Genomic DNA, 26,812 nt, shown 5'->3' on the forward strand with positions numbered 1-26,812 from the left:
TTATTATTTGCCGGGCAAAGCTAACTTTTTATTTCGGATTTCGGATGTTCGATTTCGGAATTATTTAAAAATTGCCTTTCTGTGATATTTGGGGAAATTTGGGATTTCGGATGTTCAATTTCGGAAATAAAGACCAAATCCGAAATCGAACATCCGAAATCCCAAATCAAAAATTAATACTTTCCTACTATCACTTTATAGAAGTTCTCAAAATGGAAATATTTATTGGCTAATTCCAATAACCTTGCCGAGTCGACACTTTTTACAGTGGCGGCATACCTGTCATAATAATCATAGTCCAAACCGGCAAAATAGATACTCTTGAATTTATCGGCATGCGAAAAAACATTCTCCAGGCTGCCTAACAGCGAGCCTAACATGTAGTTGCGTACCAATGAAAGCTCCTCGTCGGGGATCAGTTCGGTTTTAAGGATATTGATTTCCTTTTCAATTTCGGCAAGGGCCGCTTTGCACACATCTGCCCCAACCTCTGTAGCTACAAAGAATGATCCGCCTTGCTTAAACGAGCCAAGGCCCGAGCCGATGCCATACGTGTAACCTTTATCCTCGCGGATATTGGCCATCAGCCTCGACCCGAAATAGCCGCCCAAAACCGTATTCAATACCTGCAATTGCTGAAAATCCGGGTGGTTACGGTTAATCATCGGCGTACCTATCCTGATTGCCGATTGCAGGGCGTCGGGCTTTTCGGTAAAATAAAATAATTCTGTAGCCGGTACAATTTCGGGTTGGGTGGTATCGGCGGGTTTATCGCCATTTACCCATCCTTTATCAAAGGTATCGGTAATAAGCGTCAAAGTTTCCGGTTCAATTTTCCCTGAAATGATAATGGTGCAGTTTGATGGCTGGTATTGCTCTTTATAGTGCGCAACCAATTCATCGCGCTGCAGGGCTTTATAATTATCAAAGCTTGCACCCACCCCGTATATGGTATCGCCATAAACAGCCTTGTTAAAATTGCGGCGGCCAACAACATCGTTTTTTTGCAGGCTAACCTGTAGTTTTTGCTGCTGGTTGCGTTTAAAAGTTTCCAATTCCTTCTCGGGGAAGGTTGAATTGGTTAAAATATCAACAATAACGGGCAAGGTATGGTGCAGGTGCTTATTAAGGCTGTACAATACAACCTGCGAGTTTTCGTACCCGTATTCAACCTGCAAAAAGGCGCCGTAAAAATCAACCTTATCGGCAATCTGGGCTGCGGTTAGCGTGCTGGTACCTTCGGTAAGCATGGTATTTACGGCCATGTTTAACAGCGGCAGCGCCGGGTTAAAACGCAGGTTGCCAAAAATCCATTCTATACGTACCAATTCCTGGTCGCCGGAGTTAAAGCAAAATATATTACAGCCGTTACCGAGCTTTTTATGCGCGGGGCGTATCAGGTTTATATTATCGATAGCCTTAAAATCAGGGGCTAATGTTCTATCTAAGTTGGTCATTGGTCAGTAATTCTTTTTTCTGAACCCGGATTAAGCAGATTAATCAGATTTTTTGGATTTGATTATACTAATCCTGTAAATCCGTTAATCTGAAAAATCGTGGTTCAGATCAATTCCAATTCTGTTAATTCTCTAATTCTGAAAACTCTGATTCAGAAACTTCGGCTTTCTCGGCCAAATAAATCAGCGTTGATGAATTATCTTTCCTGAATATCTTGTTGGCGGCTTCTTTGATCTGCGCAGGAGTTACCGCCAGGTATTTGGCGGTTTCCTGGTTCAGCAGGTCAGCATCGCCCAGCAACTCAAACGAAGCCAGGTTCATGGCTTTATCCAACAACGACATTTCAGAAAACACCATGGTCGATTCGGTCTTGTTTTGTACCTTGGTCAACTCATCAGCCGGAATCTCCGTGGCTTTTACTTTTTCCAACTCGTCCCAAAACGCGGCTTCGGCCTGCTCAATACTAACGTTTTCCAAGGGTTTACCCTCTAACACAAACATACCTTTATCCAGGCTGCCGGTAATATAGGCATGTACCTCGCTAAAAATTTGCTTGTCCTGCACCAAACTGCGGTACAAACGTGAGGAGTGACCACGCGACAGGATATCGCTCAGCAGTTCTACCGGGTAATAATCATCATCCAGCCTTGCTCCCATCTGGAAGGCAATGTACACATCGTTCAGCGGCACTTTGGCAGTAACCGTTTCGCGGCGTTCGTCATGCTGTTCGGGCTCCTGCGGCAGGTTGCGTGTGTATTTCTCACCAGCGGGGATTGGGCCAAACCATTTTTCGGAGAGTTTTTTAACCTCTTCGGTTGTGATATTGCCCCCAACTACCATAATGGCGTTTTGCGGATTATAATGTTTTTTGAAGAATGCTTTCACATCCTCAATTTTAGCATCCTCGATGTGCTTGATGGTTTTACCAATGGTAGCCCAACGGTAAGCGTGCTGCTTATAAACCAGCGGGCGCAGTTTTAGCCAAACATCGCCGTAAGGCTGGTTAAGGTAACGCTGCTTAAACTCCTCAATTACTACGTTACGCTGCACCTCGAGGCTTTTTTCGCTAAAGGCGAGGTTAAGCATACGATCACTCTCGAGCCAAAATGCCGTTTCGATATTGGCCGATGGCAGGGTGATGTAATAGTTGGTGATATCGTTACTGGTAAAGGCGTTATTTTCGCCCCCTACCCTTTGCAGTGGTTCATCGTAGCTGGGAATATTTACAGATCCGCCGAACATCAGGTGCTCAAACAAGTGAGCAAAGCCGGTTTGCTCGGGATCTTCGTCGCGTGCACCAACATCGTACAGAATGTTGAGCACTGCCATAGGCGTGGTATTATCTTCATGAACAATAACCCGGAGGCCATTATCCAGTGTAAACCGGTTGAATTTAACCATGGATAGTTCTTATTTTAACAAAGCAAATGTAAAACTTTTGACGACAATCGGGGATGAGAGTCAAGAATTAAGAGTCAAGAATCAAGACAAAGAAAAAAACAGCTTCAAAATAAGCCTAAGCCGCTAAGTAAGGTGAATAAAAAAAGACCGCGAATTATCTTTAAGAAGATAACCCGCGGTCCTTAATATGACAAGGTATTACCTTTTATATTATTTAAACCAGGCCATCACCTCGTCTTTGGTAGGCATGGTAATATCCAGCTTTAATTTTTTGCGCATGCCACCAAGATCATTAAATACCTTGTTGGGGTTGGCGGCTTTTAGTTCATCTACCGTATTGAACCCCATTGCATTAAGCACGGGTACCCACTCGGCCTTAACACCTATATTTATAAAGTCGTCAGCAGTAACAACTTTAGCCTTTTTCTCTGGACGCATCTGCGGGAAGAATAATACTTCCTGAATGGTGCTTTGGTTAGTCATCAGCATCACCAACCTGTCGATACCGATACCCAGGCCAGATGTTGGCGGCATACCGTATTCCAGGGCGCGTAAAAAGTCGTCGTCCATGGCCATAGCTTCATCATCGCCCCTGCCTGCCAGTATCAACTGCTCCTCTAAGCGCTCGCGCTGGTCAATCGGGTCATTTAACTCCGAGTAGGCGTTGGCTATTTCTTTACCATTTACAAACAACTCAAAACGCTCCACCAGGCCATCTTTGGTACGATGTTTTTTGGCAAGCGGGGTCATTTCAATTGGGTAATCGGTAATATAAGTTGGCTGGATCAGGTTATGCTCAACTTTGGCGCTGAAGATCTCGTCAATCAGTTTGCCTTTGCCCATAGTTGGGTTAACTTCTATTTTCAATTCGGCACAGGTGTCGCGCAAAGCGGCTTCATCCATGGCCGATACATCTATACCGGTATATTTCAGGATAGAATCGTACATGGATAATTTTTCGTACGGACCAGCAAAGTTGATCTCGTTGCTGCCTACCTGCACCACGGGAATACCATGAACGGCTTTGGCAACGGTTTCCAAACATTCTTCAACCATGGCCATCATCCATATATAGTCTTTATAGGCCACATAAATTTCCATGGCTGTAAATTCCGGGTTGTGGGTACGGTCCATACCCTCGTTACGGAACATTTTACCAAACTCGTACACACCATCAAAACCCGCAACTATAAGGCGTTTCAGGTAAAGCTCATTGGCTATGCGCAAAAACAATGGCATATCCAGCGTATTGTGGTGCGTAGCAAACGGGCGTGCCGCTGCGCCGCCATGTACAGGCTGCAGTATGGGGGTTTCTACCTCCATCCACCCTTGCGCGTTAAAATAATTGCGCATGCTGCTGATCACTTTGGACCGGTTGATGAATATTTGTTTGTAAGCCGGGTTAACCGTTAAATCAACATAGCGCTGACGGTAACGCAACTCAGGATCGGTAAACGCATCATATATATTTCCTTCATCATCGCGCCTAACTACGGGTAGTGGTTTCAACGATTTTGAAAGAACGATTAATTCTCTTACGTGAACAGAAATTTCGCCGGTTTGCGTTAAAAACACATAACCTTTAATTCCAACATAATCGCCAAGGTCAAGCAGTTTTTTAAATACGGTGTTGTATAAAGTTTTATCCTCGTCGGGGCAAATATCATCGCGTTTAAGGTAAATCTGGATACGACCGGTTGAATCCTGGATCTCGGCAAACGATGCGTTGCCCATGATACGGCGGGTCATGATACGGCCTGCGATAACTACATTTTGGTAGGCCTCGGGTTTTATTGCAAAATTATCGGTAATATCCTGTGCCCAGGCGTTAACATCAAATGCTTCGGCGGGGTACGGGTTTATGCCCAGTTCCCTTAATTTTTGTAAAGATTCGCGGCGGATAATTTCCTGCTCGGATAGTGCAATACTCATGTTTTGAACGGTATTTTTAATAAAGGTGCAAAAATAGCGTTTTTAATGAGTACTGGATAATGAGAATTGTATTAGCTGCAGATACTTTTTGTTCATTTAAACTATTCTTAAAAGCGGGCACGCCTGCCACCGTGAAAATACGGTACAGATTACGTAAAAATACGCGAGTTATTTCAGGATTTAGTTAATAGATTCATGCTTTAAATAATTGATTATTAAACAATTGAAATTAACAATCAATTGCTTAATATACTTTCAATAGCTTATTATTCTTAAGTTTTGCCAACTCGTTAAATTATTGTTTGCCCGGCTTATTAATTTAACTTAAACCAATTAACAATATGGATATTGTAACCGACCTTACCGCGCAAGCTGTCACTTTTATTACTGTTACCCAGGATATTTGTAAAAATAGTTTGTCAAAACAACCAAATGAAACCGAAAATATAGCCGAGGCTAAGCGTTTATTTAAAATTAAACTAACAAATATTGCTGGTTGGGGCACCATTACAGAGGACGATTTTAAAACGTCACTTGCCCATGTCACAAATTATGATGCCCGGTTAAGTGAAATAATCTGGCACAGCTATGATGTGGATAACCCCGAATTATTAAAGCTTTCATTTTTTAAAATAGCGTCCGGACTACTTAGATGGATCTTTAATAATAATGAATATTCAAGCAAAGAAAATAACTCCGAAACGCCAGCTATTTATTGTAGCCCATTTTTTTGGCGACAACACATCAGGGATATCCTTTACCGTAAACCGGAGCAACGGTTTGAACTGGTGAAAATATTAGAATATTTACCATTGCAGGTTGTTTTTGTAATTCGAAAAAAAAGTACAAACACATACAATCAAAGGCTTTACCAGGTTTATAAGCCTGCTTATATCGATTTATTAAGCGCTCACGATAGAGGCAAGCTAAAAAAATGGCAGGAGGACTATGATAAGCCCGATCCTGAAAAGCTTTGGCAAAAATTAATTGGCGTAAAACCCCAACCCAGGCCATCATTAAAAGAATTAATTATAAACGACAGCGACCTTTTAAAAGCACTAACAGATAAAGAGATAGCCTTACCGTTTGAAACACTTTTTAGCAAAGAATTATTTGAAGTAGAAAGTTTAAGGAAATCAAGAGATAGGGATATTCCACCCGCCATTACTGCAGGACAAGTAGATACGGCGAAGGGCTTTACGGAACCAAAAAGTGCAGCTGATTTAAATGACCCCTTACAGAAAGCCCAGGGCATGAAGCTTACGGGGCTGGCATTCTCAGGCGGAGGGATACGGTCGGCCACTTTTAATCTTGGGATATTGCAAAAGCTTGCTTCCTTAAATTTGCTTGGTCGTTTTGATTATCTTTCAACTGTTTCGGGAGGAGGTTACATAGGTACATGGTACACCTCCTGGCTGATGAGGTCGGCATCTATTAGTAAGGTAACCGACAGGTTGTGCCCGGATAAATCAGGAGACCCACTGGCAGATGAAGTACGCCCTATAAGGTGGTTACGTATGTTCAGCAATTATTTGTCACCCAACGCAAGCATTATGTCGCCCGATGCGTGGACAATGGGCATTACCTGGCTGCGTAATACCGTTATTAATCAATGTATATTGTTGATGATACTATTAACAATATTGTTAACTATTGATAATTTATATAGAGGCTGGCTCCATTTTCCGTTTACACACATAAGCTTTAGTTTTTTGTGCGTTTTTGTTAGTAGTTTAATTGTAGTTGCCCCTGTAGCATTCCTTGCCGGCTTTGGCATGTGGTCGTTTGATAAAAAGAACAATAAGAAGGGTAATCAACTTAGTCCCGGATACAAAAAGTTTCTATTTAAGCTGTTTAGAAGATGGCAAAAAACGGGCAATGTAATTATCCGGCAATTACCGGGCCTCACATCCGGGTGGAATAAGATTGACAAGGCTTTTAAAGTTTTTTTTTGGAATATATATAGCAAATTAGAGATCACCTTAGAGTTTATCAAAACATATCTCGCACATTTTTTAATTGCCTGGGGGGCCTTATGTTCAATTATGATAACCACCTGGTTTTACATTTCGGTACCTGTTACCTCCGGATTAATGGTTAAATGGAACCTGCTTTGGTTGCCGTGTAGCGTGGCGGGTTTTTTAGGAATGATGTTAATAGCTTTATTAGGTAACTATCACCAGCGCGAAGATTTAAAAAAATTGGGTAGGGCAAACAAACAGTGGCAAAACCAAACGGTTATAAATACCCAAATGATAAAACACCTCAAAGGAGGAATGCTTGATGCAAGACATACTTTTTTTACTTTTATAGGTATCGTAGTATCATCAATAGCCGGGGTGTTGGCTGCCATATTGTTTTTGGTACTTAGCTGGCAAGTTATCGAGATTATTTATTATGCAAGCTTTAAATCTTTAAATGTAGCAAATCCTACCGTTGCATTAGTAGTTGGTGTGCCGTTGGTATTTGAAGCTATATCATTAAGTGTTGTAGTAAGGATGGCAATAATGGGCACTCTTTTCCCTGATGAACGCAGGGAATGGTGGGGCCGTATGGGGGGCCTTGTTCATCGGTTTATTTTAATTTGGCTGTTGGTATGTTCTGCGGCATTAATAATTCCGGATGTATTTAAAAGCTATATGGTTAAAAGTTATGTCATAAAAAAAGCGATTGGTTTATGGGGAGGGTGGACAGCCATTATTGGATGGGCTGTAAAAAAGGCGTTCGAGTCTAAAGAGTTATCTCCCAAAGATCAAAAAGGCTCAAAAGGCGTAACAGAGATTTTTATAAAAATTGCCCCCTATTTATTTATGCTTGGCTTTTTACTGATTGGGGGGTATTTGGTAGTAGGCGTAAAAAACCTTTGTAACGATTGGGCCTTTTTAGGTTTAAAAGGTAATTTATTATGTGTTTTTTTAACGGTGTTGTTAGGTTTATGTACCTGGGCTTTAAGCTGGCGTGTTGGCGTAAACGAATTTTCATTGCATCATTTTTACCGTAACCGGTTAATAAGGGCATATATGGGGGCTACAAGGCGCCGGTCGGACAGGGAGGAGACGGCTAATTCATTTACCGATTTTGACACTAATGACGATATGTTATTGGCTTCCATGCGATCAGGAAATGGTTATATTGGCCCTTACCCTATTATAAATACATCCTTAAATGCTACTGTGGTTTCTGCATTAGACAGGCAGGATCGTAAAGCTGAATCATTTATATTTTCACCGCTTTTCTGCGGATACGATTTTAGTCCTACACGTTCAGCTGCATCTAACAGAAACCCGGTTTATGAATATGGGTATCGCCCCACAGAAAATTTTTCAGACGAAAACGGCGGACCAACATTAGGTACTGCTATGGCTATTTCAGGAGCAGCGGTTAACCCCAACTGGGGCTATCATTCCTCGGCCCCTATCGCTTTTTTGTTAACTGTTTTTAATGTACGCCTGGGCTGGTGGATAGGAAACCCAAGACTCAAGAAATGGAAACGATCTGATCCTAAAACAGGTTTGGCTTATTTGATCAAAGACCTGATTGGCAAATCGGATATTAATACAGATTATGTATGCCTTTCGGATGGTGGTCATTTTGATAATATGGGTTTATATGAACTCATCAGAAGGCGTTGCAATTATATATTACTTGGCGATGGCGAACAGGATGACGATGCATCATGTGAAGGGCTGGCAAATGCTATAAGAAGATGCCGGATAGATTTTGGGGTAGAGATTGATTTGGATATTACTAAGATCACTAAAAAGGATAAAGATACGGGGTATTGTAACGCCCATATTGCAAGCGGTACCATTACTTATCCGGGGTTAAAAGAGTCGCCGGGTACCATAATTTATGTAAAAACCGCGCTTACCGGCGATGAGCCCGTTGATATCCGCGAATATGCCATTGCCAACACCGAGTTTCCTCAGCAATCAACCGGCGACCAGTTTTTTGATGAGGCCCAGTTTGAAAGTTATCGAAAATTAGGTTATCATTCTATCAATAGCTTACAGGATTTGAAAATGGGCTAAGTAAGCAGAGCTCTTTTTAATATTAATGCAATTGAAAGTGAGTAATTGGTTTACAGATTAAGTGAATTGTTTTTCCTTTGGGGTAATCATACCCAAAAAACAATCTATATTAGCTAACCAATTACCCAAACTATGAAAAAACTGTCCCTGATATTATTCGGCCTGGTAGCCGCCACTTGCAAAGTGTTTAGCCAGGATACTACTGCTTTATACAGCGCCGGCACCAAAGCAGTGTTAATCGCCAAACAATTCTCGTTTACCGAGGGGCCGGCAGTTGACAAAAAAGGTAATGTATTTTTTACAGATCAGCCCAATAACAAGATCTGGAAATATAGCACAGATGGCAAACTTTCTGTATTTATGGATAGCGCGGGCCGCAGCAACGGAATGGATTTTGACAGCAAAGGCAACCTGATTAGCTGTGCCGATGGCAAAAACGAACTTTGGTCTATCAGCCCAAAAGGAAAAATAGAAGTATTGCTTACAGGCTATAAAGGCCAAATATTTAATGGACCAAACGATGTTTGGGTGAGGCCCGATGGTGGTCTTTATATTACCGACCCCTACTACCAACGCGACTATTGGACGCACAAAAAGCCCGAGCTTGACGGTCAGAAACTGTACTACCTGCCTAAAGGCAAGCACGAAGCGGTTATTGTTGATGATAAATTTGTGAGGCCAAATGGTATAGTTGGCACTGCCGATGGCAAACATCTTTTTGTTGCCGATATAGGTGACAACAAAACCTATCGCTACGATATTAATAAAGATGGTTCATTAACCAACAAAACACTTTTTGCAGCCATGGGGTCAGACGGGATGACGATTGATGAACTGGACGACATATACCTCACCGGCAAAGGCGTTACTATTTTTAACCCTAAAGGCGAAAAAATTGGCCACATTGATATTGACGAACCATGGACAGCCAATATCTGTTTTAGCGGCAAAAACCGTGATGTACTTTTCATCACCGCCTCAAAAGCTGTATATACTTTCCAGATGAAGGTAAAGGGGACTAATTAAGTCGGAAGTCTTAAGTCATGAGTCTTAAGTCGGATTTAGTTCTTTTGACTTGAAATTTAGGACTTTCAACTATAGACTACAACACTATGCTTTCTGTTGTAATATAGAAATAATTTGCTGCTGCTCGCCGTTGCTGAGCAGTTCGCCTTCGTAGTGCCAGGGACCTGATTGGGGGAAATATATTGCGCCTAAATAATCCGGATTGTCTTCATCGGCTAAGGTGGGGCCATCGCCATCAATCTCCATTTCTTCCGTAAACAGCATTGACTCATTGTCGACCGAAGTTTTGTAAATTTTATATACCCCTGTATCTACCAGATCATGTTCCAGTACCGGTTCGATGATAATATTTCGTGAAGTGCCGTCGGCGTGTTTTAAATCTGCGTAAACCGGGTTTTTCATAATAGAGTGGTCTTCATAGATTAATACAGTAGTATAAGTGTTTTGTTTTATGGCTCTATGATGGTTATTGTGGATGGTTAATATTGACAGGTACAATTTAAAGCGGATGTGGCAAATCAAATTAAGTTAAGTTAAATCGAAAAAGATATTTACCTGATAAAACATAGAACCCGTTTTTCGGTGTTTAATCCGTACAATTGGACTCAATCCGTAACAGAGCTTATTTCATTTATGTGAATAGCACAGCTAAGTATAAATATTTTTCGACAACAAGGAAAAAATATACCTAACTCTTTCCCATTCTTCTTTATTTCCAAAATCGCGATTCTTAACGTTCATTTAAAGCAGGCAAAAACTAATTTTCTTGTATTAAAAAATGTAAATTGGTAAGTCATTTATTATATTACATTAATGAATTTTATCGGTAAAACATTGCTTTTTTTAACGTTTTTTAATGTCGTGCAACTGCACTTATATCTCGGCTTGAAGCCGGTTTTAACACCGTTAACCTCAAAAAAAGATTCAGTATTACAAAGTAAAACCGAAATTGTAAACGGCATTAGCTATACTGCGATAAATACTTTTGGTGATGGCGTTAGCCACGGCAGGTTTTATATAAAAGATAAAAGCGGTAAAATAGTTTATAAAGCAACTGCCGATGAGGAAGTGGTTTATTTTAAATTCATTGATTTTAATGGAGATGGCTATAAAGATATCACCGTAGAACTAAGGGGAGTAGATTCGGGTGCACAGGACTTGATTATTTACGACGTAAAATCAAAGGCATTCAAATTAGCCGGCGATTGTTCAAATGCTGAAAGGATACCAACAACAAAATTTTACTATACTTACGAGGATTGTTGTATGGGAAGAGTTTGGAGCAGCAACCTGTTTTACATTGCTGATTCAAAGATCATCAACGTGGGCAATATTAAGTATGACGATAACGGTGAGTATGGCATTTCGTTTTATAAACTCAACGGTAAAAAGCGTGTTTTTATAAAAAAATGGAAAGTGCGGATTAATGGTAACACACCTATTCCAACAGGTAAACATATCTATTTTGATTTGAAGCATTATTGGAAGAATCATTGGCGTAGTTTTATTGGCTAAAGCAGGGCAAGCAAATAAAGATAACTCAAATCATATCGGCGTTTTTTAACCGAATTTGATAAACTGCGTAATAATCAACAGGTAATTATCCAAATTCATCAAACGACGTTTCGATAGGCTGGGTGCTTTCAGATTTGGTTTTGAAAGTTTCAAAAACCATTAGAAACAAGAAGCGCCCTCTGATGGGCAGGGGCGCGTTCTAACCAATTATAAACCTAAATTATGAGAAGAGCTGTAAGGGAGGTCTCGAACCTTCTGGTGCTGCCGTTCAGCGCCTTACAAATACTACACTGCAAATATACAACACATCTTTTATTTTGCAAATATTTTAAGTAAAAAAGTCAACTATTAACAATTTAATAATACAACGCCGATTTAACTACAATATTGTTAAATAAATAATTGTCATTTCAACACATTATTTGCCTGTATATCAATATGTTCATTTAACGCAATAATAATACCATTAGTGCCCTTAGATTAAAATATTTTGCGTATTTGTTGGTTATGTTGATGACTTTTGCAGATTTTGATGTGATTTATTGAAAACGACGCTTATATAAGATAAAAAACTGTTATAGCCTTGCTGCAAGGCAGCGTGCTTTTGTACTTTAAGCAGCACAATTAGTTCTTAATGAGGTATTAAGTACATCAAATTGGGAAAATTTTCGCCACGGCGCACAAAACAAAGCCGCCATGACATATCAGGGCGGCTTATTACATTGTGGGGTTTAAAACTTATCCCGCAAAATACAATTAGTTAGTTCTGCGGCACCGGCGATGTCTTCGCTTCTTTCCTGGCGGCCTTTTTTTGTTTTTGGGCCTCTATAAAAGCAAGGTATTTCGTTTTTTGTTCGGCTGTAAAAATAGCTTCCAGTTTGGTCTGCGCGTTGTCACGAACCAGTTTATGTGAATATCGTTGTTCCTTTTTATCATTTGTACCTTTAAGGGCCTTCAAACTATCAAGTCCTCTACCCTGCTCCAACAGTACTGCGTTTACCTGGGTTATCTGGCTGTTGCTTAAGTTAAGCTGTTTGGCCAATACCTTAGTTTGTTTTGCAGCCCGTAATGCGGGAGTTGCTTTTACTTTTTCCTGTGCATGTGCAAACAAGCCCAGTCCTGCAACTAAAGCTATCATTATGAATATCTTTTTCATAGTTTATGTTTTTTCTGGGTATGACTGATGTTTGCAGTATTGGTTTAATTTTTTTGGCCATAAATAGCTGCTGTGGTACCGCTGTTACTACTTTACTATCTGTTGAATAGTAAATATAAATACTTTAAGTATTTTTGAACTATGCCGTTTATATCTGTAAATGTCGAAAAAAGCATTCACTACAAAATACTGATACCAAAAGTTAGCTGGATTAACTTTTTCAGCTACCTTTTAACCTGGTCTTTAGGTTTGGCATTAATTTTCGTGAGCATTGCAGTTAATTTAAATCCCAAAAATCATTATACGTTATTTTTAACGTTTGTCTTTTATGGTTTCGCTTTGTTTTTTACACTTAACCTGGTATTGTTAAATAATTTAACCCACTTTAAAGGATTTAGTGAAAATGCTAACCGCGCCGATATTACAGCTATTTTAGCGGAATATTTCGGCGATGCCATTCCACTTGCTATCGGTCAGATCTCAAGAAATGTAAAAGCGCCCAAAGGGCTTAATTCGGGCAGGATAGTTACAGTTATTTTCGACAGGGAAAACGTTTATATAAATGTGACATCAATTGTTGGTTCCAGAAATATTATTTCCCCCTATCACGGTCTTTATAATTACATAAAGTGCAAACGTATAGCAGGGGATTTCAAAAGGAGGCAAAAATAACTCAACGACTTTCCTTCTTCATCCACAACCCATTGGGTGCTAACATTATTAAACTCCCGGTACCAAGCCTAACCAACAAAGTGTGTGTATCGCCCGGAAATGAAACACCCAGAAACACCATGACACGGGGTGGTACGGTTGAAACACCCTGGTACGGGGTGGTACACCTCTTCCTCTCCTGCGTTGGCACCACCTGGATACCAATGAACCAGTGAACTACCCTAAAACTTTCCTCACCAACATAATGTTATCCCATTAATCAAACATTAGTTACCATGAGCCTGGAAAAATATGCAGAGAAGCGGGATTTTACCAAGACCGCCGAACCCAAAGCAGGAAAAAGTAAGGACAAAAACAGCCTGACTTTTGTAATTCAAAAACATGATGCTTCGCAGCTGCATTATGATTTCAGGCTGGAGATGGATGGCGTGCTCAAAAGCTGGGCAGTGCCCAAGGGGCCATCAACAGATCCTAAAACCAAACGGCTGGCCATGATGGTTGAGGACCATCCTTATGATTACCGTAACTTTGAAGGCATTATACCTGAAGGCGAATATGGTGGCGGTACGGTTATAGTTTGGGACGAGGGCACCTACGAACCCATCGAAAAAATTAAAGGCAAAAAAGAGCAGGAAAAGCACCTGTTAAAAGAGCTCAAATCCGGATCATTAAAAATAAAGCTCCATGGCAAAAAACTACAGGGCGAGTTTGCCCTGGTAAAAACCCATGGCATGGGCGATAATGCCTGGCTGCTGATAAAGCACGATGATAATTTTGCATCAAAAAAAGATATTATTAAAGAAGATAAATCGGTAATATCGGGAAAAACCATTGAAGCGATGGAAAAAACCGGTGAAAAGGTTTGGCAGAACGGGCATGAAGAAAACATTGCAAAGCCGAAGAAGGCCGCATCAATAAAAAAGGTGATTGAAGCAACTGAGCCCAAAGAAAGCTTAGCTGAACAGGGTGATATTAACATCACCGCTATATTAAAAAAAGCCCCGAAAGCTAAAATACCAACAGGAATAAAACCCATGCTGGCCACTTTGGTTGATGAACCTTTTGACGACCCTGATTGGGTTTACGAGGTAAAATGGGATGGTTACCGCGCGCTGGCCTTTGTGAACAAGGGAGAGGTAGAGCTATTGTCCCGCAACAATAAAACCTTTAACCAAAAGTTTTACCCTGTCTACAAACTGCTACAGGGTTGGAACATTAACGCTGTATTGGATGGCGAGATCCTGGTTTTGAACGATAAAGGCATCTCTAACTTCGGCAACCTTCAAAACTGGCGCAGCGAGGCCGATGGCGAACTGGTTTATTATGTGTTTGATATTTTATGGTACGATGGTAAAAACCTGGTGAATTTGCCGCTCACGCAACGCCAGGCTATACTAAAGCAAGTTTTGCCAACCGATGACGACAGGATGCGTGTAAGTAAGGTATTTGATGCCAGCGGCACCGAATTTTTTAAAGCTGCCGAAAAGATGGGCTTGGAAGGCATCATTGCTAAAAAAGCAAACAGCACTTATTCGCCCGACCTGCGTTCAAAGGAGTGGCTCAAAATCAAGGTTAATAAACGGCAGGAAGTGGTGATAGCGGGTTTTACTAAAAACGCGGATACATCCAAACAGTTCAGCTCATTGCTGCTGGGTGTTTATGAGGATAAAAACCTGCAATATGTAGGTAAAGTGGGCACTGGTTTTTCGGATAAAGTACAAAAGGAAATGATGGCACAATTTAAGCCATTAATAACTGATAAAAGTCCTTTTGATACTATCCCCGATGTAAACAAACCATAGCGTTTCAGGCCAAATCCGCCCAAAGCCAAGGCAACATGGCTAAAGCCCCAGTTGGTTTGCGAAGTAGCTTTTAGCGAAGTTACCAGCGACGGCGTGTTCCGTCACCCGTCATTCCAGGGTATGCGCGTTGATAAAAAGGCAACAGATGTAGTGCGCGAGGTTGCAGAACCCACCGAAGCTGCCATTGAACAAGCCGAAGAAAAACATGAAGGCAGCCATGCATCGGCCATAAAACCGCCAAAAGAGAAAGGAAGAAAAACCTTGCTAAACCCAACCGACGAAACCCAGGTGCGCAAAATTTGCGGCCATGATTTAAAATTTACCCACCTGAGCAAAATTTACTGGCCCGAGGATAAGGTAACCAAGCGCGATATGTTTAACTACTATTACCAGGTTGCCGAGTATATTTTACCGTACCTGAAAGATCGCCCCATGTCGCTTAACCGGTTTCCCGGCGGTATTCACGGCCCAAGTTTTTACCAAAAAGATGTAAAAGGCAAAGCGCCCGATTGGGTAAAAACATTTCCGTATACCAACGGCGAAGGCGAGCACAAAGAATATTTGGTGGGCACCGATGAGGCGAGCCTGCTATGGATGGCGTCATTAGGCTGCATCGAGATGAACCCCTGGTTCAGTCGTATTCAATCGCCCGACAACCCGGACTATTGCGTGATTGACCTCGACCCCGACAAAAACACCTTCGACCAGGTAATTGCTGCGGCCCTGGAAGTTAAAAAGATACTGGATGCCATTAATGTTCCCTCCTACTGCAAAACTTCCGGCTCAACCGGTATGCACATATATATCCCAACCGATGCCAAATACAGTTATGATCAAACTCAGTTATTTGCCCGCATCATTGTAAACATCGTTCACGAACAAATTCCCGATTACACTACCGTGGAGCGGATGGTGGCAAAGCGTGATGGCAAGATGTATCTTGATTTTTTACAAAACCGCCCCGGCGCTACCATAGCCGGCCCCTACTCACTCCGCCCCAAAATTGGTGCCACCGTATCTATGCCCCTGCATTGGGACGAGGTGAAACTCGGCCTTACCATGAAACACTTTACCATATTCAATTCAATAGACAGGCTGAAGGTTGAAGGTGATTTATTTAAAGGAGTATTGGGAAAGGCCATCGATTTGGAAAAAACAATGGAAAAAGCGAAATCAGTTTTCGGTTAGCAGTCATTGGTCATTGGTCATTGGTCATTGGTCATTGGTCATTGGTCATTGGTCATTGGTCATTGGTCATTGGTCATTGGTCATTGGTCATTGGTCATTGGTCATTTAAGGGCAAGTTTGATTGGGCTAACGATTGTTTTAATTTTTCTAATAAATCTACCCCTGATATCTTTTCTTTTCGAGGTGCGTAGGCCTGTCACCCTGAGCCTGTCGAAGGGTCGCGCGGAGAGGCCTTTACCCGCTATGGTTCGACAAGCTCACCATGACAGCCCTTTTTTACGATGTCATTCCCCCTTCAGAGTTTCGCGAAATTTTACGACTACCAATGACTAATGACAGCGCAGCGAAATGACCAATGACAAGCGCAGCGACAATGCCCAATGACAGCGAAGCGAAATGAACTAACTAACCGGCAATTTCACTACAAAAACAGAGCCTTTGCCTTCTGTACTTTCCACATGAATAGTACCCTTATGGCTTTCAACTATCTGACGTACAATACTTAACCCTAAGCCTGTTGATTGTTCACCACGCACGCCGGTGCGGCCGGCCTTCGTAAAGCGGTTAAATATCTCGGGGAGCATGGCCTGCGGAATCCCCATGCCATAATCCTGAACCTCTATAATCACATCTTTATTAACCTGGCTTAACCGCACGTCAACACGACTGTTATCCTTTGAAAATTTCACGGCATTACTTACCAGGTTGTCAATCACACGGGAAAACCTTTCTTTATTAATCAGCGCATAAGCGGGGTTTACGCTGCTGGTAAAAATAACGTCAACGTTCAGTTTCCCCTGGGTGCGCCATGAATTTACTGCGGTTTTAAGTAGCAGATTCAGTTCTGTTCTTTCGGTTTCAATAGGTCTCCCGTTTTCATTGCGGGCGGCATCCAGCAAGTCGTTAATGATCGACCGGGCTTTGGCGCACGATTCTTTAATCATATTTAAATTATCCTGCGTATCCTCGGTCACCTCATCCAGTTCCATCATCATCGCTATCGATTCAACAGAGGCAATAGGGTTACGCAAATCATGAGCAACCATACCCAGCACCTGGTTTTTAAACACATTGGCACCCTCTATCAGCTCGTTTTTTTCGCTTATTTGTAAAACCTGCTGATAACTATTGGCCTTATAAGTAAAAAAGTACCGGGAAGTTAAATAAAAAGCAGATAGTAATACAACTGAAATTAGTTGATTATAAACCATTTGCGTAGGCGATGTTTGGCTATACAGCAACAAAGCGGTAAAAAACAACTCTATGCCTATAATAAGGATAATCGACTCGTAATACTCAAATACTACTATTGCGCTTATCAGGCATAAAGCTATCAGGTAAAGTGTAAGCGAATTACTTGGATCGGATGTAGCTATAAAGCTGGAATACATGCCACATGTAATAATGTACAACGAAAATAAAAATACCGTAAACGCCATAAGCTGGGTGCTTTTTTTTTGCCTTTTATATTCCAGTATCAGCAGGTTGGCAGCTATCAGAAAAAAGGGGGTTATTACCAGGAATACCCAGTTGCTTGTGTTAAATTCGGGAAAGTTTTGCGCTTTGGTAAGGCTTGCCGGGAAAACAACATACAGCACCCTTATAATTATATTCAACAATAAAAATATGATGCTGGCTGCCCGTACAGCAATCAAATTCTGGTACGTGTAAAAATCTTTGTACAGTGATCTGTACTTAACAGGCAGGCTATTGAAAAAAAAGCGCGTGTTCAACATGAGTTGATATTTACCAAACGGATAAAAGTATTAAAAATGTTACAATTATTTCAGGTAACGACAAAATGACGTTTAAAATATTTTTTACGTGACTTTTTATCATGTTTAGCTAACTGGCAAGGGATTTGACTAATACAACTCATAACACTAAATCACTATGAATTTTAACAACTTTACAATAAAAGCACAGGAAGCTGTACAAAAAGCTTCTGAAATTGCTACCGGTAATCAGCAGCAGGCAATTGAGCCAGCGCACCTGTTAAAAGGGTTACTGCTGGTTGATGAAAATGTCATATCCTATTTACTAAAAAAGCTCAATGTTAACCTTAACCGCCTGAACGAGGTGCTGGATACCCAGATAGCATCGTTCCCGAAGGTTAGCGGCAGCAACGTTTACTTATCGTCAGATAGTAACTCGGCACTGCAAAAAGCGCAAGGATACTTAAAAGAATTTAAAGATGAGTTTGTATCGGTTGAGCATATCCTGTTGGGCCTGCTGGCAGCCGGAGGTAAGGTAAGCGGCGCGCTTAAAGATTTTGGCGTAAACGAAAAAGACCTTAAAAAAGCCATTATCGCTTTACGTGGCGACAGCAAAGTAACCGACCAAAATGCCGAAGCAACCTACAATGCCCTCAATAAATATGCCCGTAACCTGAATGAGTATGCCGAAAGCGGCAAGCTTGACCCCGTTATTGGCCGCGATGATGAAATCCGCAGGGTTATCCAGATCCTGTCCCGCCGTACCAAAAACAACCCGATACTGGTTGGCGAGCCGGGTGTTGGTAAAACCGCCATTGCCGAAGGCATTGCTTTCAGGATCATCAAAGGTGATGTACCTGAAAGCCTGAAAACAAAAACAGTTTACTCGTTAGATATGGGCGCATTGATTGCAGGCGCCAAATATAAAGGTGAGTTTGAAGAACGCCTTAAAGCCGTTATAAAAGAAGTTACGCAAAGCGATGGCGAAATTATTTTATTTATAGATGAGATACATACGCTGGTTGGCGCAGGTGGTGGCGAAGGCGCTATGGATGCTGCCAACATTTTAAAACCGGCCCTGGCCCGTGGCGAACTGCGGTCGATAGGCGCCACTACGCTTAACGAGTATCAAAAATATTTAGAAAAAGATAAAGCGCTGGAACGCCGTTTTCAGAAGGTAATGGTTGAAGAACCGGATGCCGCCGATGCCATATCGATATTACGTGGTTTAAAAGAACGTTACGAAACTCACCACAAGGTGCGGATTAAAGACGAGGCCATTATTGCTGCGGTAGAAATGTCGCAACGGTACATAGCCGACAGGTTTTTACCGGATAAAGCTATCGATTTGATGGATGAAGCCGCATCAAAACTGCGCCTGGAAATGGACTCGGTGCCCGAAGTGGTTGATGAGCTGGAACGTCGCATTATGCAGCTGGAAATTGAGCGCGAGGCTATTAAACGCGAAAAGGACGACCGCAAGGTTGCCGAACTAAGTGAAGAAATTGCTAATCTATCAGCTCAGCGCGATTCGTTACGTGCCAAATGGAAGGGCGAAAAAGACCTGGTTGATGGCATCAACACAAAAGTTGAACTGATTGAGCACTATAAGCTGGAAGCCGAGCAGGCCGAACGTGCCGGTGACTATGGTAAAGTAGCCGAATTACGCTACGGTACCATTGTACAGGCCCAGGCCGAAGTTGAAAAACTGAAAGCTGCCCTGTTAGAGAACCAGAGCGATAGCCGCATGCTGAAAGAGGAAGTTACTGCCGACGATATTGCCGGCGTGGTAGCCCGCTGGACAGGCATCCCGGTGAGTAAAATGATACAAAGCGAAAGAGAAAAACTGTTAAACCTGGAAGGCGAGCTGCACAAGCGTGTTGCAGGGCAAGAGGAAGCGATAGAGGCGATAAGTGATGCCATACGCCGCAGCCGCGCCGGTTTACAGGATAAGCGTAAACCAATAGGGTCGTTCATATTTTTGGGCACAACAGGTGTGGGTAAAACCGAGCTGGCCAAAGCCCTGGCCGAATACCTGTTTAACGATGAAGGCGCCCTGGTGCGGATAGATATGAGCGAATACCAGGAACGCCATGCCGTTTCAAGGCTTATAGGCGCGCCTCCGGGCTATGTGGGTTATGATGAAGGCGGCCAGTTAACCGAAGCCGTACGCAGGAAACCGTATAGCGTGGTACTATTAGATGAGATTGAAAAAGCGCACCCGGATGTATTTAACATCCTGCTGCAGGTATTGGATGATGGCCGCTTAACCGATAATAAAGGCCGTGTGGTAAACTTTAAAAACACCATCATCATCATGACCAGCAACATTGGCTCAAACATCATCCAGGAAAACTTCCAGACTTTGGAAGATAGTAACCGGGATGAACTGATAGCCAAAACCAAAAATGAGCTGTTTAACCTGTTGAGGGCAACTATCCGCCCCGAGTTTTTAAACAGGATAGATGAGATCATTATGTTTACACCGCTAAGCCGGAACGAGATACAGGACATTGTGAAACTACAGTTTGCACAGGTACAACAAACCCTGGCCGAAATGGGCATCACGATGGAAGCAAGCGAAGAAGCATTGGATTGGCTGGCCCAGTTAGGTTACGATCCGCAGTTTGGCGCCCGTCCGTTAAAACGTGTCATCCAGAAAAAGATCCTGAACGAACTATCTAAACAGATCCTGGCCGGCAAAGTAGATAAAGACAGTACCATTAAGGTGGATATGTTTGATAACAACTTTGTATTTTTAAATACACCCAAGGTTAGCGAAGTAGTTGGATAAGTGAGTGGTTGATTGGGCTTCGATTAAATCAACTCCATCATATTAAAAATAGCCGCCTGGCTTTCGGGTGGCTATTTTTGTTTGAAGTTTGATCATTTAAAATATGTCTTGATTCTTGACTCTAATCTCTTGGCTCTTTTCCCTGGCGTTGCCTGCGGCCCGGGCTTTTTGTTCATACGCCTGCAGGCATTACGCTCGTTGGCCGGTATCCACGCCAATCCCTAACGCAAATTTGTCTGAACTCGGATTAAGCAGATTTATCAGATTTTTTTGGATTTTGATTATCTTGACGGCCATTTTACTCACAACTCACAACTTCTCCTCATCCTCCTTTTTCTCATCAACCATTTCAATAAGGGTTTCGTTATTATTAAAACGTTCTTCGTTTTTGGCAAGTATGGGTGCTGCTCCGGCAATAGAGATGCCAGTTACAGCCAATAATAAAAACAGGCCCAGGCAAACAAGCCTGAGTAGCTTTTTTAGCTTTTTCATGCATATAGCAATATTGCTCAACAAGCTTTACAGCACATTAAGCGGATAAGAAATTTTTACTTATTCCATTAAATGGATAAACAGGGAGGCGCTAAGCGACAGCAGGATATTCCTGATCGACAGGATATAAAAGCGGGATAAATTGAAAATTGGTAATGCTTTTATGCTTTAAAAAAAGATGCTTTAAATGCGCATATCTACCGGCAATGATTTTATTACAAACAGAAATTCGGGCGGTTGGGTTGTCTTTTACAGCTAAATGAACAACTGTTCTGCTACAAAAAGCCAGGGAAGCCCTTTTGTAGCTTATGCCCCGTCGGCCTGATTTATCTCTAACGGCCGGGGCTTCGCTATTTACTGGCCCTGTCGCCGACCAGTTATTGTTTATATAACCCGAAATAGCAAAAAAACTCAACGACAAAGTAAACGCCAGCAAACCATGCCTGGCCTTATTTTTTATGCTGATTAAGATTTCGTGGTTGAGCATGGGTAAATATAGTAAATGATAACTTAAATGCGTGTGGATGTAACTAAAACAGACCAGTTGTAATATCTGGCGAAATTCAAGATAAACAACCTGGTGTTAAGTCAACAGTACTAAGTCGTAAGTCTAAAGTTGAATTTTTTCTTTTTTTTGCTTAGAACTTAAGACTTTGGGCTAAAGACTATCCGTCAATTTATCGTTGACACGACACTCGTCCAACTTAATCAACCACTCACTTATTCAACCATATTTAACAATAAGTTAATATATTAGCAATAGTTAATTACATAATAATCACCAAGTTTGACACGCAGTTAATAAACATATACTTATACATTAATCACCTAAAAAACACACTATGCTAAAATTTACAAATCCGAGGCTGCTTTTTGCTGCCTTAGCTTTTGCCGGAGCGTTGGCTTCTGGCTGTCAAAAAAATGCAAATCAGCCGGTTCAAAATGCTGCCGACAACCAAACAGCATCGGTAACAAAACTTAAAACCCAGGCGGTATCACTTACCCAGGGCTTCGAAGTAGGGGCAACCAGTCCTAAAACAGCTTATGATGTTTCGCCTACAGGTTCAAGCAGCGGCGATAACGTTACACTATCGGGCAATTCATGGAATTTGTATGATGCTTTAATTGGCAACCTATCCGGCGATTTAAAGGCAGGCTCATGGGCAGCACGCATCCGTAATACCGGTAAAATTACCATGTTGTTTGATGTCACCACCGGCATTAGCACCGTTACCGTAAAAAGCGGCACCTACGGCAGCGATGGCGCCAGCACATGGGGGCTGTTTTACTCTGTAAACGGCGGCAGCAGCTATACACAGGCCGGATCAACAATAACCACTACTTCAACCCTAACCTTATCAACTTTCACAATCACCGGCGTAACCGGCACTGCCCGTATCGAAATCCGCAAACTAAGCGGCGGCACCAACCGTGTAGACATTGATGACATTACCATAAACGATAACGGAGGCACCGGTGGCGGCGGCACTGTACTTACAGGCAAAAAGTTCCTGTTTGATGCCAGCCATCTTGAAAATGCAGGCAGTGCTGATTGGCAGATTGATGCCGATGGCACAGAAAGTGTACCAATTTACACCGGTGGTACCACTGTAGAAACAAAAGCCCAAAGTATCCCTACCCCATCTTATACAGGCATAACATCAAGTACTGCCGAAACTTATTGGAAAGGCGCTATTTCGTCATGGGCTGTTGAACTGGTAAAACGCGGCGAGCTGGTAGAATCATTGCCAAGCGGATCGACCATTACCTATGGTACAGCAAACGCGCAGGATTTGAGCAATTATGATGTATTTGTGGTTGTTGAACCTAACCGTTTATTCACTGCTGCAGAGAAAACTGCTTTAATGAACTTTGTTGCCAACGGCGGCGGCTTGTTTATGATAGCCGATCACACCGCAGCTACAACTGCCGGTACCGATGCCAATGGCTACAACCCGTCTGACAGGGATGGCGATGGTTACGATTCGCCCCGTGTTTGGAACGATTTAATGACCAACAACGGCATCAATAACAGCAACCCTTTTGGTTTCAACATCAATTACGTTGATATCAGCGAAGGGCCTTCAACCAACGTTTATACAGGCACCAATACCAGTGCACAGATAGTATTAAACGGAGCAGCGGGTACGGCTTCAAAGTTGGCTTTCTATAACGGATCAACCGCTACGTTGTACCCTGCAAATAACTCAAGTGTACAGGGCTTATTCTGGCGCAACAGTGCCACTAATGGAGGTACTGCCAATGCAATGGCGCTTTTGGCAACATATGGCAGCGGCAGGGTTGTATTTATTGGTGATAGCTCACCAGCCGATGACGGTACAGGCGATACTAACGACAGCTTATTTAATGGCTGGTCGGGCGATGCGCCATCAGGGTATACTTCGCACCCTGCTTTGCATTTAAACGCTTCGCTGTGGCTGGCTAAGGCGCAGTAAATAGCCTCACCTAAACCTCTTCAAAAAGGGGATACCTTAAATAAACAAATGTCTTGTTGCTTAAATGCAATGAGACATTTTGTTTAATGTAGATTTATAAGAGGCTTATTATTCATTAAATCAAAACAACATCAATAGTTCATTGGTTACACAAATACGCGCATTATCAAACGCTGTTACTTAAACAAAACATCACCACCATGAAAAATTACGAAAGCCTGCTTGATGCCACCAATGATCTTTTCAAACGGGGATATACAGCTAACCTTAGCCTCGAAGGCGACACCATAGATGATAAAGCCCAGGCAATTCATATGGGTGCCGACGATTTTATAATTGACGAGTTTTACCGTTTTGAAGGCGCCAGCAACCCCGACGATATGTCGATAGTATATGCGGTGTCATCACCAAAATATAACCTTAAAGGCGTATTAGTGAATGCCTATGGTACCTATGCCGATGATAGTTCATCTGCCATACATGCTAAGCTACGCCACGGCCAGGTAAGCCATAATCTGCACGGAGAAGATAGACCGCATGCATAAGAATTTCAGATGTGCAGATATGCAAATTTCAGATGTGCAAATGAAACCTTTTGCCAGTCATCTGCATATGTGCACATCCCAAAGTTCAATCATCTGAAATTCGCAGCATACCTGCGCACCCACAGTTCTATCATTTGAAATCTGAAATCTGCACATCTGCAACTCCATCATTTGCACATCTGAAATCTGCATATCTGCACATCTAATTTACAACCCCTTCAATATTTTCCTCCCGCCTGCCTGTATAGCTGCGCTGCCATTACGCATTAAAAACTCCATTTGGGCGATAAGCTCTTCTTTAACCCAGGGAAATGATTCTTTTAAATTGAATAAGGCATAAGCGGCAAATATTTTCACGGCAACCTTTGCCCTGGGGTTTATCATCCAGTCGAACAGTTGCTCAACCACCGGTTCAAAATTGATTTCCTGAAGCTTTAATTGTAACGACTCCGGGGTGTTTGCATCAGTAATGTGCATTATTATTTTTGCATAATGACGCTGGCATCCAGGATGTCTCACTTCACCGAACCGCGAGATCATATAGTGCAGATCGTCGAGATAAATTTCCGGATCTGATAAAAAGACATTTTCGAGGATCCACACCGCCCTGAACGCGACAGCCTTATCCGGGTGAAAGGTAATATCAATCAAGTCATGCAAAGCAAATTGCTGCGCCTTCAATATCCGGCTTAGCTCAAGCACCTTGGGCTTTCCAATAATGTTGGTAATTTGCTTTACAAGTTCGGATTTGGTCATTTACTCATAAAGATAAAATACTTTTTAAACATATATAAAAAGCCCTAAATTAGGTATATAAAACCTCAATGATCGTAACAATTTGTTAATGAAAGCTTAAAGCAAATACCACTTGTAACTTAATAATGTTTTGTTATACTTGTAATAAACAATAATATACAAAACATCATGACCAATTCAATTCTGGAGATCACCGAAAACGAATACCTGATAAAGCTAAACAGGAGCAATTTCAACCTGTCGTTCATCAGGAGTTTATTAAAGATGGTTGAAGTGGCCAACCCAAGCGACGAAAGCGAGTTTTCTTATAGCGACCGCATAATCCACCCTTATCAAAACCACTCCGCCACAGCCGACTATTTTAGCGCTATTGACGAAAAATAAAAGGGACCCAGTTTTGGGTCCCTTTTATTTTTATCTTTTTTCCTTTGATTTTATTGCATCTATTTATAATCCGGATTAAAACTGGCGATATCCGCCTCTTACTACCTGTTTATCCATTTGAGCCAACTGGCCTTTCATCATTTTTATCTGTTCGGTAAGTAATTTATTCTTATCGTCTTTTGATGCTTCAGATAAATACATCTGCGCTTCTCGTTTGTTGCGTTTCGCCATCGAGATACCTGCCAGGCTCAATTTAGCCAATGCAATATTGTGCGACATTTTCATGCCCAGTTGCAATGATTTCTTAAAATACTTTTCAGATTTCATCGGCGCCTTGCGCGATTCGATCAAACCGATCAGCAAGTTATAATAACCATGCTGATTTTTATGCAATTGCTTTTCGTAGTCGGTAATTTTCAACAACCAGGTTTCAGCTTTTTCAGAATTCTCTTTGCGCAAAAAATATTGCGCCAGGATCATGTTTTCATTAAAAAAGAAACTTAACAACACAATACCACCAAATAACAATACTAAAATCCCCCAGCCCCAAAAGCCAAAAGCACAAAGCGCAACGGCTGCGCCAAAGAATACACACGCTACTACTAACCGAACAATATTTGACATAATTTGCTTTACTATATATTAAGCGCAAATATCTGTTTATTTGTACGCTAAATCAACATCTATAAAAATATTTATGGCTAATTCATTAGACCCATCATGGCAGGCAGTTTTACAACCCGAATTTGACAAACCTTACATGGTAAAACTGAAACAATTTCTGCTAAAGGAAAAAGAATCGGGACAAATAGTTTACCCCAAAAACGCCGACATTTTTAACGCCTTTAATACCACTCATTTTGATGATGTTAAAGTGGTTATCCTGGGCCAGGATCCTTACCACGGCGCACACCAGGCACACGGACTATCATTTTCGGTACAAAAAGGGATTGCTATCCCGCGGTCGTTATCCAATATTTACAAGGAATTAAAAACCGATATCCCGGGCTTTACCATCCCAACACACGGCAACCTGGAAGAATGGGCCAAACAAGGTGTATTGCTATTAAACGCCACATTAACCGTCAGGGCCAGCACACCCGGCTCGCACCAAAAACAAGGCTGGGAGGAATTTACCGACCAGGTTATCAAAACCATATCCGATAAAAAAGAAGGCATCGTATTTATACTCTGGGGAGCCTTCGCCCAATCAAAGGCGGTACTTATTGATGACAAAAAGCACTTCATCATCAAAAGCGCCCACCCATCCCCCTTCTCGGCCGACAGGGGCTTTTTTGGCAGCAAGCCATTCTCGAAAACCAACGAAATATTGAGGAAAGAAGGAAAAAAAGAGATTGATTGGCAGGTGAAGTAGATGTGCAGATTTCAAATGTGCAGATATGCAGATGAAAAAAGATGTGCAAATTTCAGATGTGCAGATATGCAGATAATGGAAAAAAGATGTGCAGATTTCAAATGTACAAGTATG

At 41.9% G+C, this 26,812-nt stretch carries 20 protein-coding genes and 1 pseudogene; 11 read left to right on the top strand and 10 right to left on the bottom strand.

The genetic code is table 11. From position 1 onward, the window contains the following. Positions 1 to 173: 173 nt before the first annotated feature. From AC1RM2_RS00485 to lysS, 3 genes are all read right to left on the bottom strand, one after another. Complete coding sequence (locus AC1RM2_RS00485; RefSeq protein WP_492982320.1) at positions 174 to 1,457, bottom strand: M16 family metallopeptidase; 1,284 nt, start codon at positions 1,455 to 1,457, stop codon at positions 174 to 176. Between the two features lie 124 nt (positions 1,458 to 1,581). Continuing rightward, positions 1,582 to 2,859: a M16 family metallopeptidase gene (locus tag AC1RM2_RS00490; protein ID WP_274213775.1), complete on the bottom strand. Its 1,278-nt coding sequence runs from the start codon at positions 2,857 to 2,859 to the stop codon at positions 1,582 to 1,584. A gap of 210 nt (positions 2,860 to 3,069) precedes the next feature. Continuing rightward, positions 3,070 to 4,791, bottom strand: a complete 1,722-nt coding sequence (lysS, locus tag AC1RM2_RS00495; protein ID WP_492982323.1) for a lysine--tRNA ligase — start codon at positions 4,789 to 4,791, stop codon at positions 3,070 to 3,072. 341 nt (positions 4,792 to 5,132) lie between these two features. On the opposite strand from lysS, the gene AC1RM2_RS00500 reads away from it, so the two are divergent. Both AC1RM2_RS00500 and AC1RM2_RS00505 read left to right on the top strand, forming a co-directional pair. Next, entirely contained in the window at positions 5,133 to 8,822 is a 3,690-nt protein-coding gene (locus AC1RM2_RS00500; protein ID WP_492982325.1) for a patatin-like phospholipase family protein, read from the top strand. A gap of 132 nt (positions 8,823 to 8,954) precedes the next feature. Next, on the top strand, positions 8,955 to 9,848 hold the full coding sequence (locus AC1RM2_RS00505) for an SMP-30/gluconolactonase/LRE family protein (protein ID WP_492982327.1): 894 nt from the start codon (positions 8,955 to 8,957) through the stop codon (positions 9,846 to 9,848). 84 nt (positions 9,849 to 9,932) lie between these two features. Here the strand turns inward: AC1RM2_RS00505 and AC1RM2_RS00510 are convergent, their stop codons facing one another. Then, a complete protein-coding gene (locus tag AC1RM2_RS00510; RefSeq protein WP_492982329.1) occupies positions 9,933 to 10,250 on the bottom strand; it encodes a hypothetical protein in 318 nt (105 codons plus the stop codon). A gap of 411 nt (positions 10,251 to 10,661) precedes the next feature. Between AC1RM2_RS00510 and AC1RM2_RS00515 the strand changes: the two genes are divergently transcribed. Next, entirely contained in the window at positions 10,662 to 11,363 is a 702-nt protein-coding gene (locus AC1RM2_RS00515; protein ID WP_492982331.1) for a hypothetical protein, read from the top strand. A 760-nt stretch (positions 11,364 to 12,123) separates the two neighbouring features. Here AC1RM2_RS00515 and AC1RM2_RS00520 read toward each other — a convergent pair. Beyond that, entirely contained in the window at positions 12,124 to 12,519 is a 396-nt protein-coding gene (locus AC1RM2_RS00520; protein ID WP_492982333.1) for a hypothetical protein, read from the bottom strand. Positions 12,520 to 12,660: 141 nt separating this feature from the next. Between AC1RM2_RS00520 and AC1RM2_RS00525 the strand changes: the two genes are divergently transcribed. From AC1RM2_RS00525 to ligD, 3 genes and pseudogenes are all read left to right on the top strand, one after another. Next, on the top strand, positions 12,661 to 13,191 hold the full coding sequence (locus AC1RM2_RS00525; protein WP_492982335.1) for a hypothetical protein: 531 nt from the start codon (positions 12,661 to 12,663) through the stop codon (positions 13,189 to 13,191). A gap of 32 nt (positions 13,192 to 13,223) precedes the next feature. Then, positions 13,224 to 13,406: a hypothetical protein gene (locus AC1RM2_RS00530; protein WP_492982337.1), complete on the top strand. Its 183-nt coding sequence runs from the start codon at positions 13,224 to 13,226 to the stop codon at positions 13,404 to 13,406. Between the two features lie 60 nt (positions 13,407 to 13,466). After that, positions 13,467 to 16,181: pseudogene (ligD, locus tag AC1RM2_RS00535) on the top strand (DNA ligase D). Between the two features lie 401 nt (positions 16,182 to 16,582). Here the strand turns inward: ligD and AC1RM2_RS00540 are convergent. Beyond that, entirely contained in the window at positions 16,583 to 17,917 is a 1,335-nt protein-coding gene (locus tag AC1RM2_RS00540) for a sensor histidine kinase (RefSeq protein ID WP_492982339.1), read from the bottom strand. Positions 17,918 to 18,074: 157 nt separating this feature from the next. On the opposite strand from AC1RM2_RS00540, the gene clpB reads away from it, so the two are divergent. Further along, complete coding sequence (gene clpB, locus AC1RM2_RS00545; protein WP_492982340.1) at positions 18,075 to 20,690, top strand: ATP-dependent chaperone ClpB; 2,616 nt, start codon at positions 18,075 to 18,077, stop codon at positions 20,688 to 20,690. 309 nt (positions 20,691 to 20,999) lie between these two features. On the opposite strand, the gene AC1RM2_RS00550 is transcribed toward clpB, so the two are convergent. Together AC1RM2_RS00550 and AC1RM2_RS00555 are read right to left on the bottom strand one after the other, a co-directional pair. Further along, positions 21,000 to 21,182, bottom strand: coding sequence for a hypothetical protein (locus tag AC1RM2_RS00550; RefSeq protein WP_492982342.1), 183 nt, complete (start codon positions 21,180 to 21,182; stop codon positions 21,000 to 21,002). A gap of 91 nt (positions 21,183 to 21,273) precedes the next feature. Further along, positions 21,274 to 21,669, bottom strand: coding sequence for a hypothetical protein (locus AC1RM2_RS00555; RefSeq protein ID WP_492982344.1), 396 nt, complete (start codon positions 21,667 to 21,669; stop codon positions 21,274 to 21,276). Positions 21,670 to 22,024: 355 nt separating this feature from the next. On the opposite strand from AC1RM2_RS00555, the gene AC1RM2_RS00560 reads away from it, so the two are divergent. Next, positions 22,025 to 23,638 (top strand): hypothetical protein, encoded by a 1,614-nt coding sequence (locus AC1RM2_RS00560; protein WP_492982346.1) that lies wholly within the window; start codon positions 22,025 to 22,027, stop codon positions 23,636 to 23,638. Between the two features lie 200 nt (positions 23,639 to 23,838). Beyond that, positions 23,839 to 24,183 (top strand): phosphoribosylpyrophosphate synthetase, encoded by a 345-nt coding sequence (locus tag AC1RM2_RS00565; protein WP_477366296.1) that lies wholly within the window; start codon positions 23,839 to 23,841, stop codon positions 24,181 to 24,183. Positions 24,184 to 24,390: 207 nt separating this feature from the next. Here the strand turns inward: AC1RM2_RS00565 and AC1RM2_RS00570 are convergent, their stop codons facing one another. After that, complete coding sequence (locus AC1RM2_RS00570; protein ID WP_492982348.1) at positions 24,391 to 24,939, bottom strand: HEAT-like fold family protein; 549 nt, start codon at positions 24,937 to 24,939, stop codon at positions 24,391 to 24,393. A 168-nt stretch (positions 24,940 to 25,107) separates the two neighbouring features. Between AC1RM2_RS00570 and AC1RM2_RS00575 the strand changes: the two genes are divergently transcribed. Beyond that, positions 25,108 to 25,323: a hypothetical protein gene (locus tag AC1RM2_RS00575; protein WP_090649923.1), complete on the top strand. Its 216-nt coding sequence runs from the start codon at positions 25,108 to 25,110 to the stop codon at positions 25,321 to 25,323. A 75-nt stretch (positions 25,324 to 25,398) separates the two neighbouring features. On the opposite strand, the gene AC1RM2_RS00580 is transcribed toward AC1RM2_RS00575, so the two are convergent. Further along, positions 25,399 to 25,947: a DUF2892 domain-containing protein gene (locus AC1RM2_RS00580; RefSeq protein WP_274213791.1), complete on the bottom strand. Its 549-nt coding sequence runs from the start codon at positions 25,945 to 25,947 to the stop codon at positions 25,399 to 25,401. 73 nt (positions 25,948 to 26,020) lie between these two features. Between AC1RM2_RS00580 and ung the strand changes: the two genes are divergently transcribed. Beyond that, positions 26,021 to 26,698: a uracil-DNA glycosylase gene (ung, locus tag AC1RM2_RS00585; RefSeq protein WP_492982351.1), complete on the top strand. Its 678-nt coding sequence runs from the start codon at positions 26,021 to 26,023 to the stop codon at positions 26,696 to 26,698. Positions 26,699 to 26,812: the final 114 nt, after the last annotated feature.

The organism is Mucilaginibacter sp. GW822-FHT03E02 (assembly GCF_058801545.1).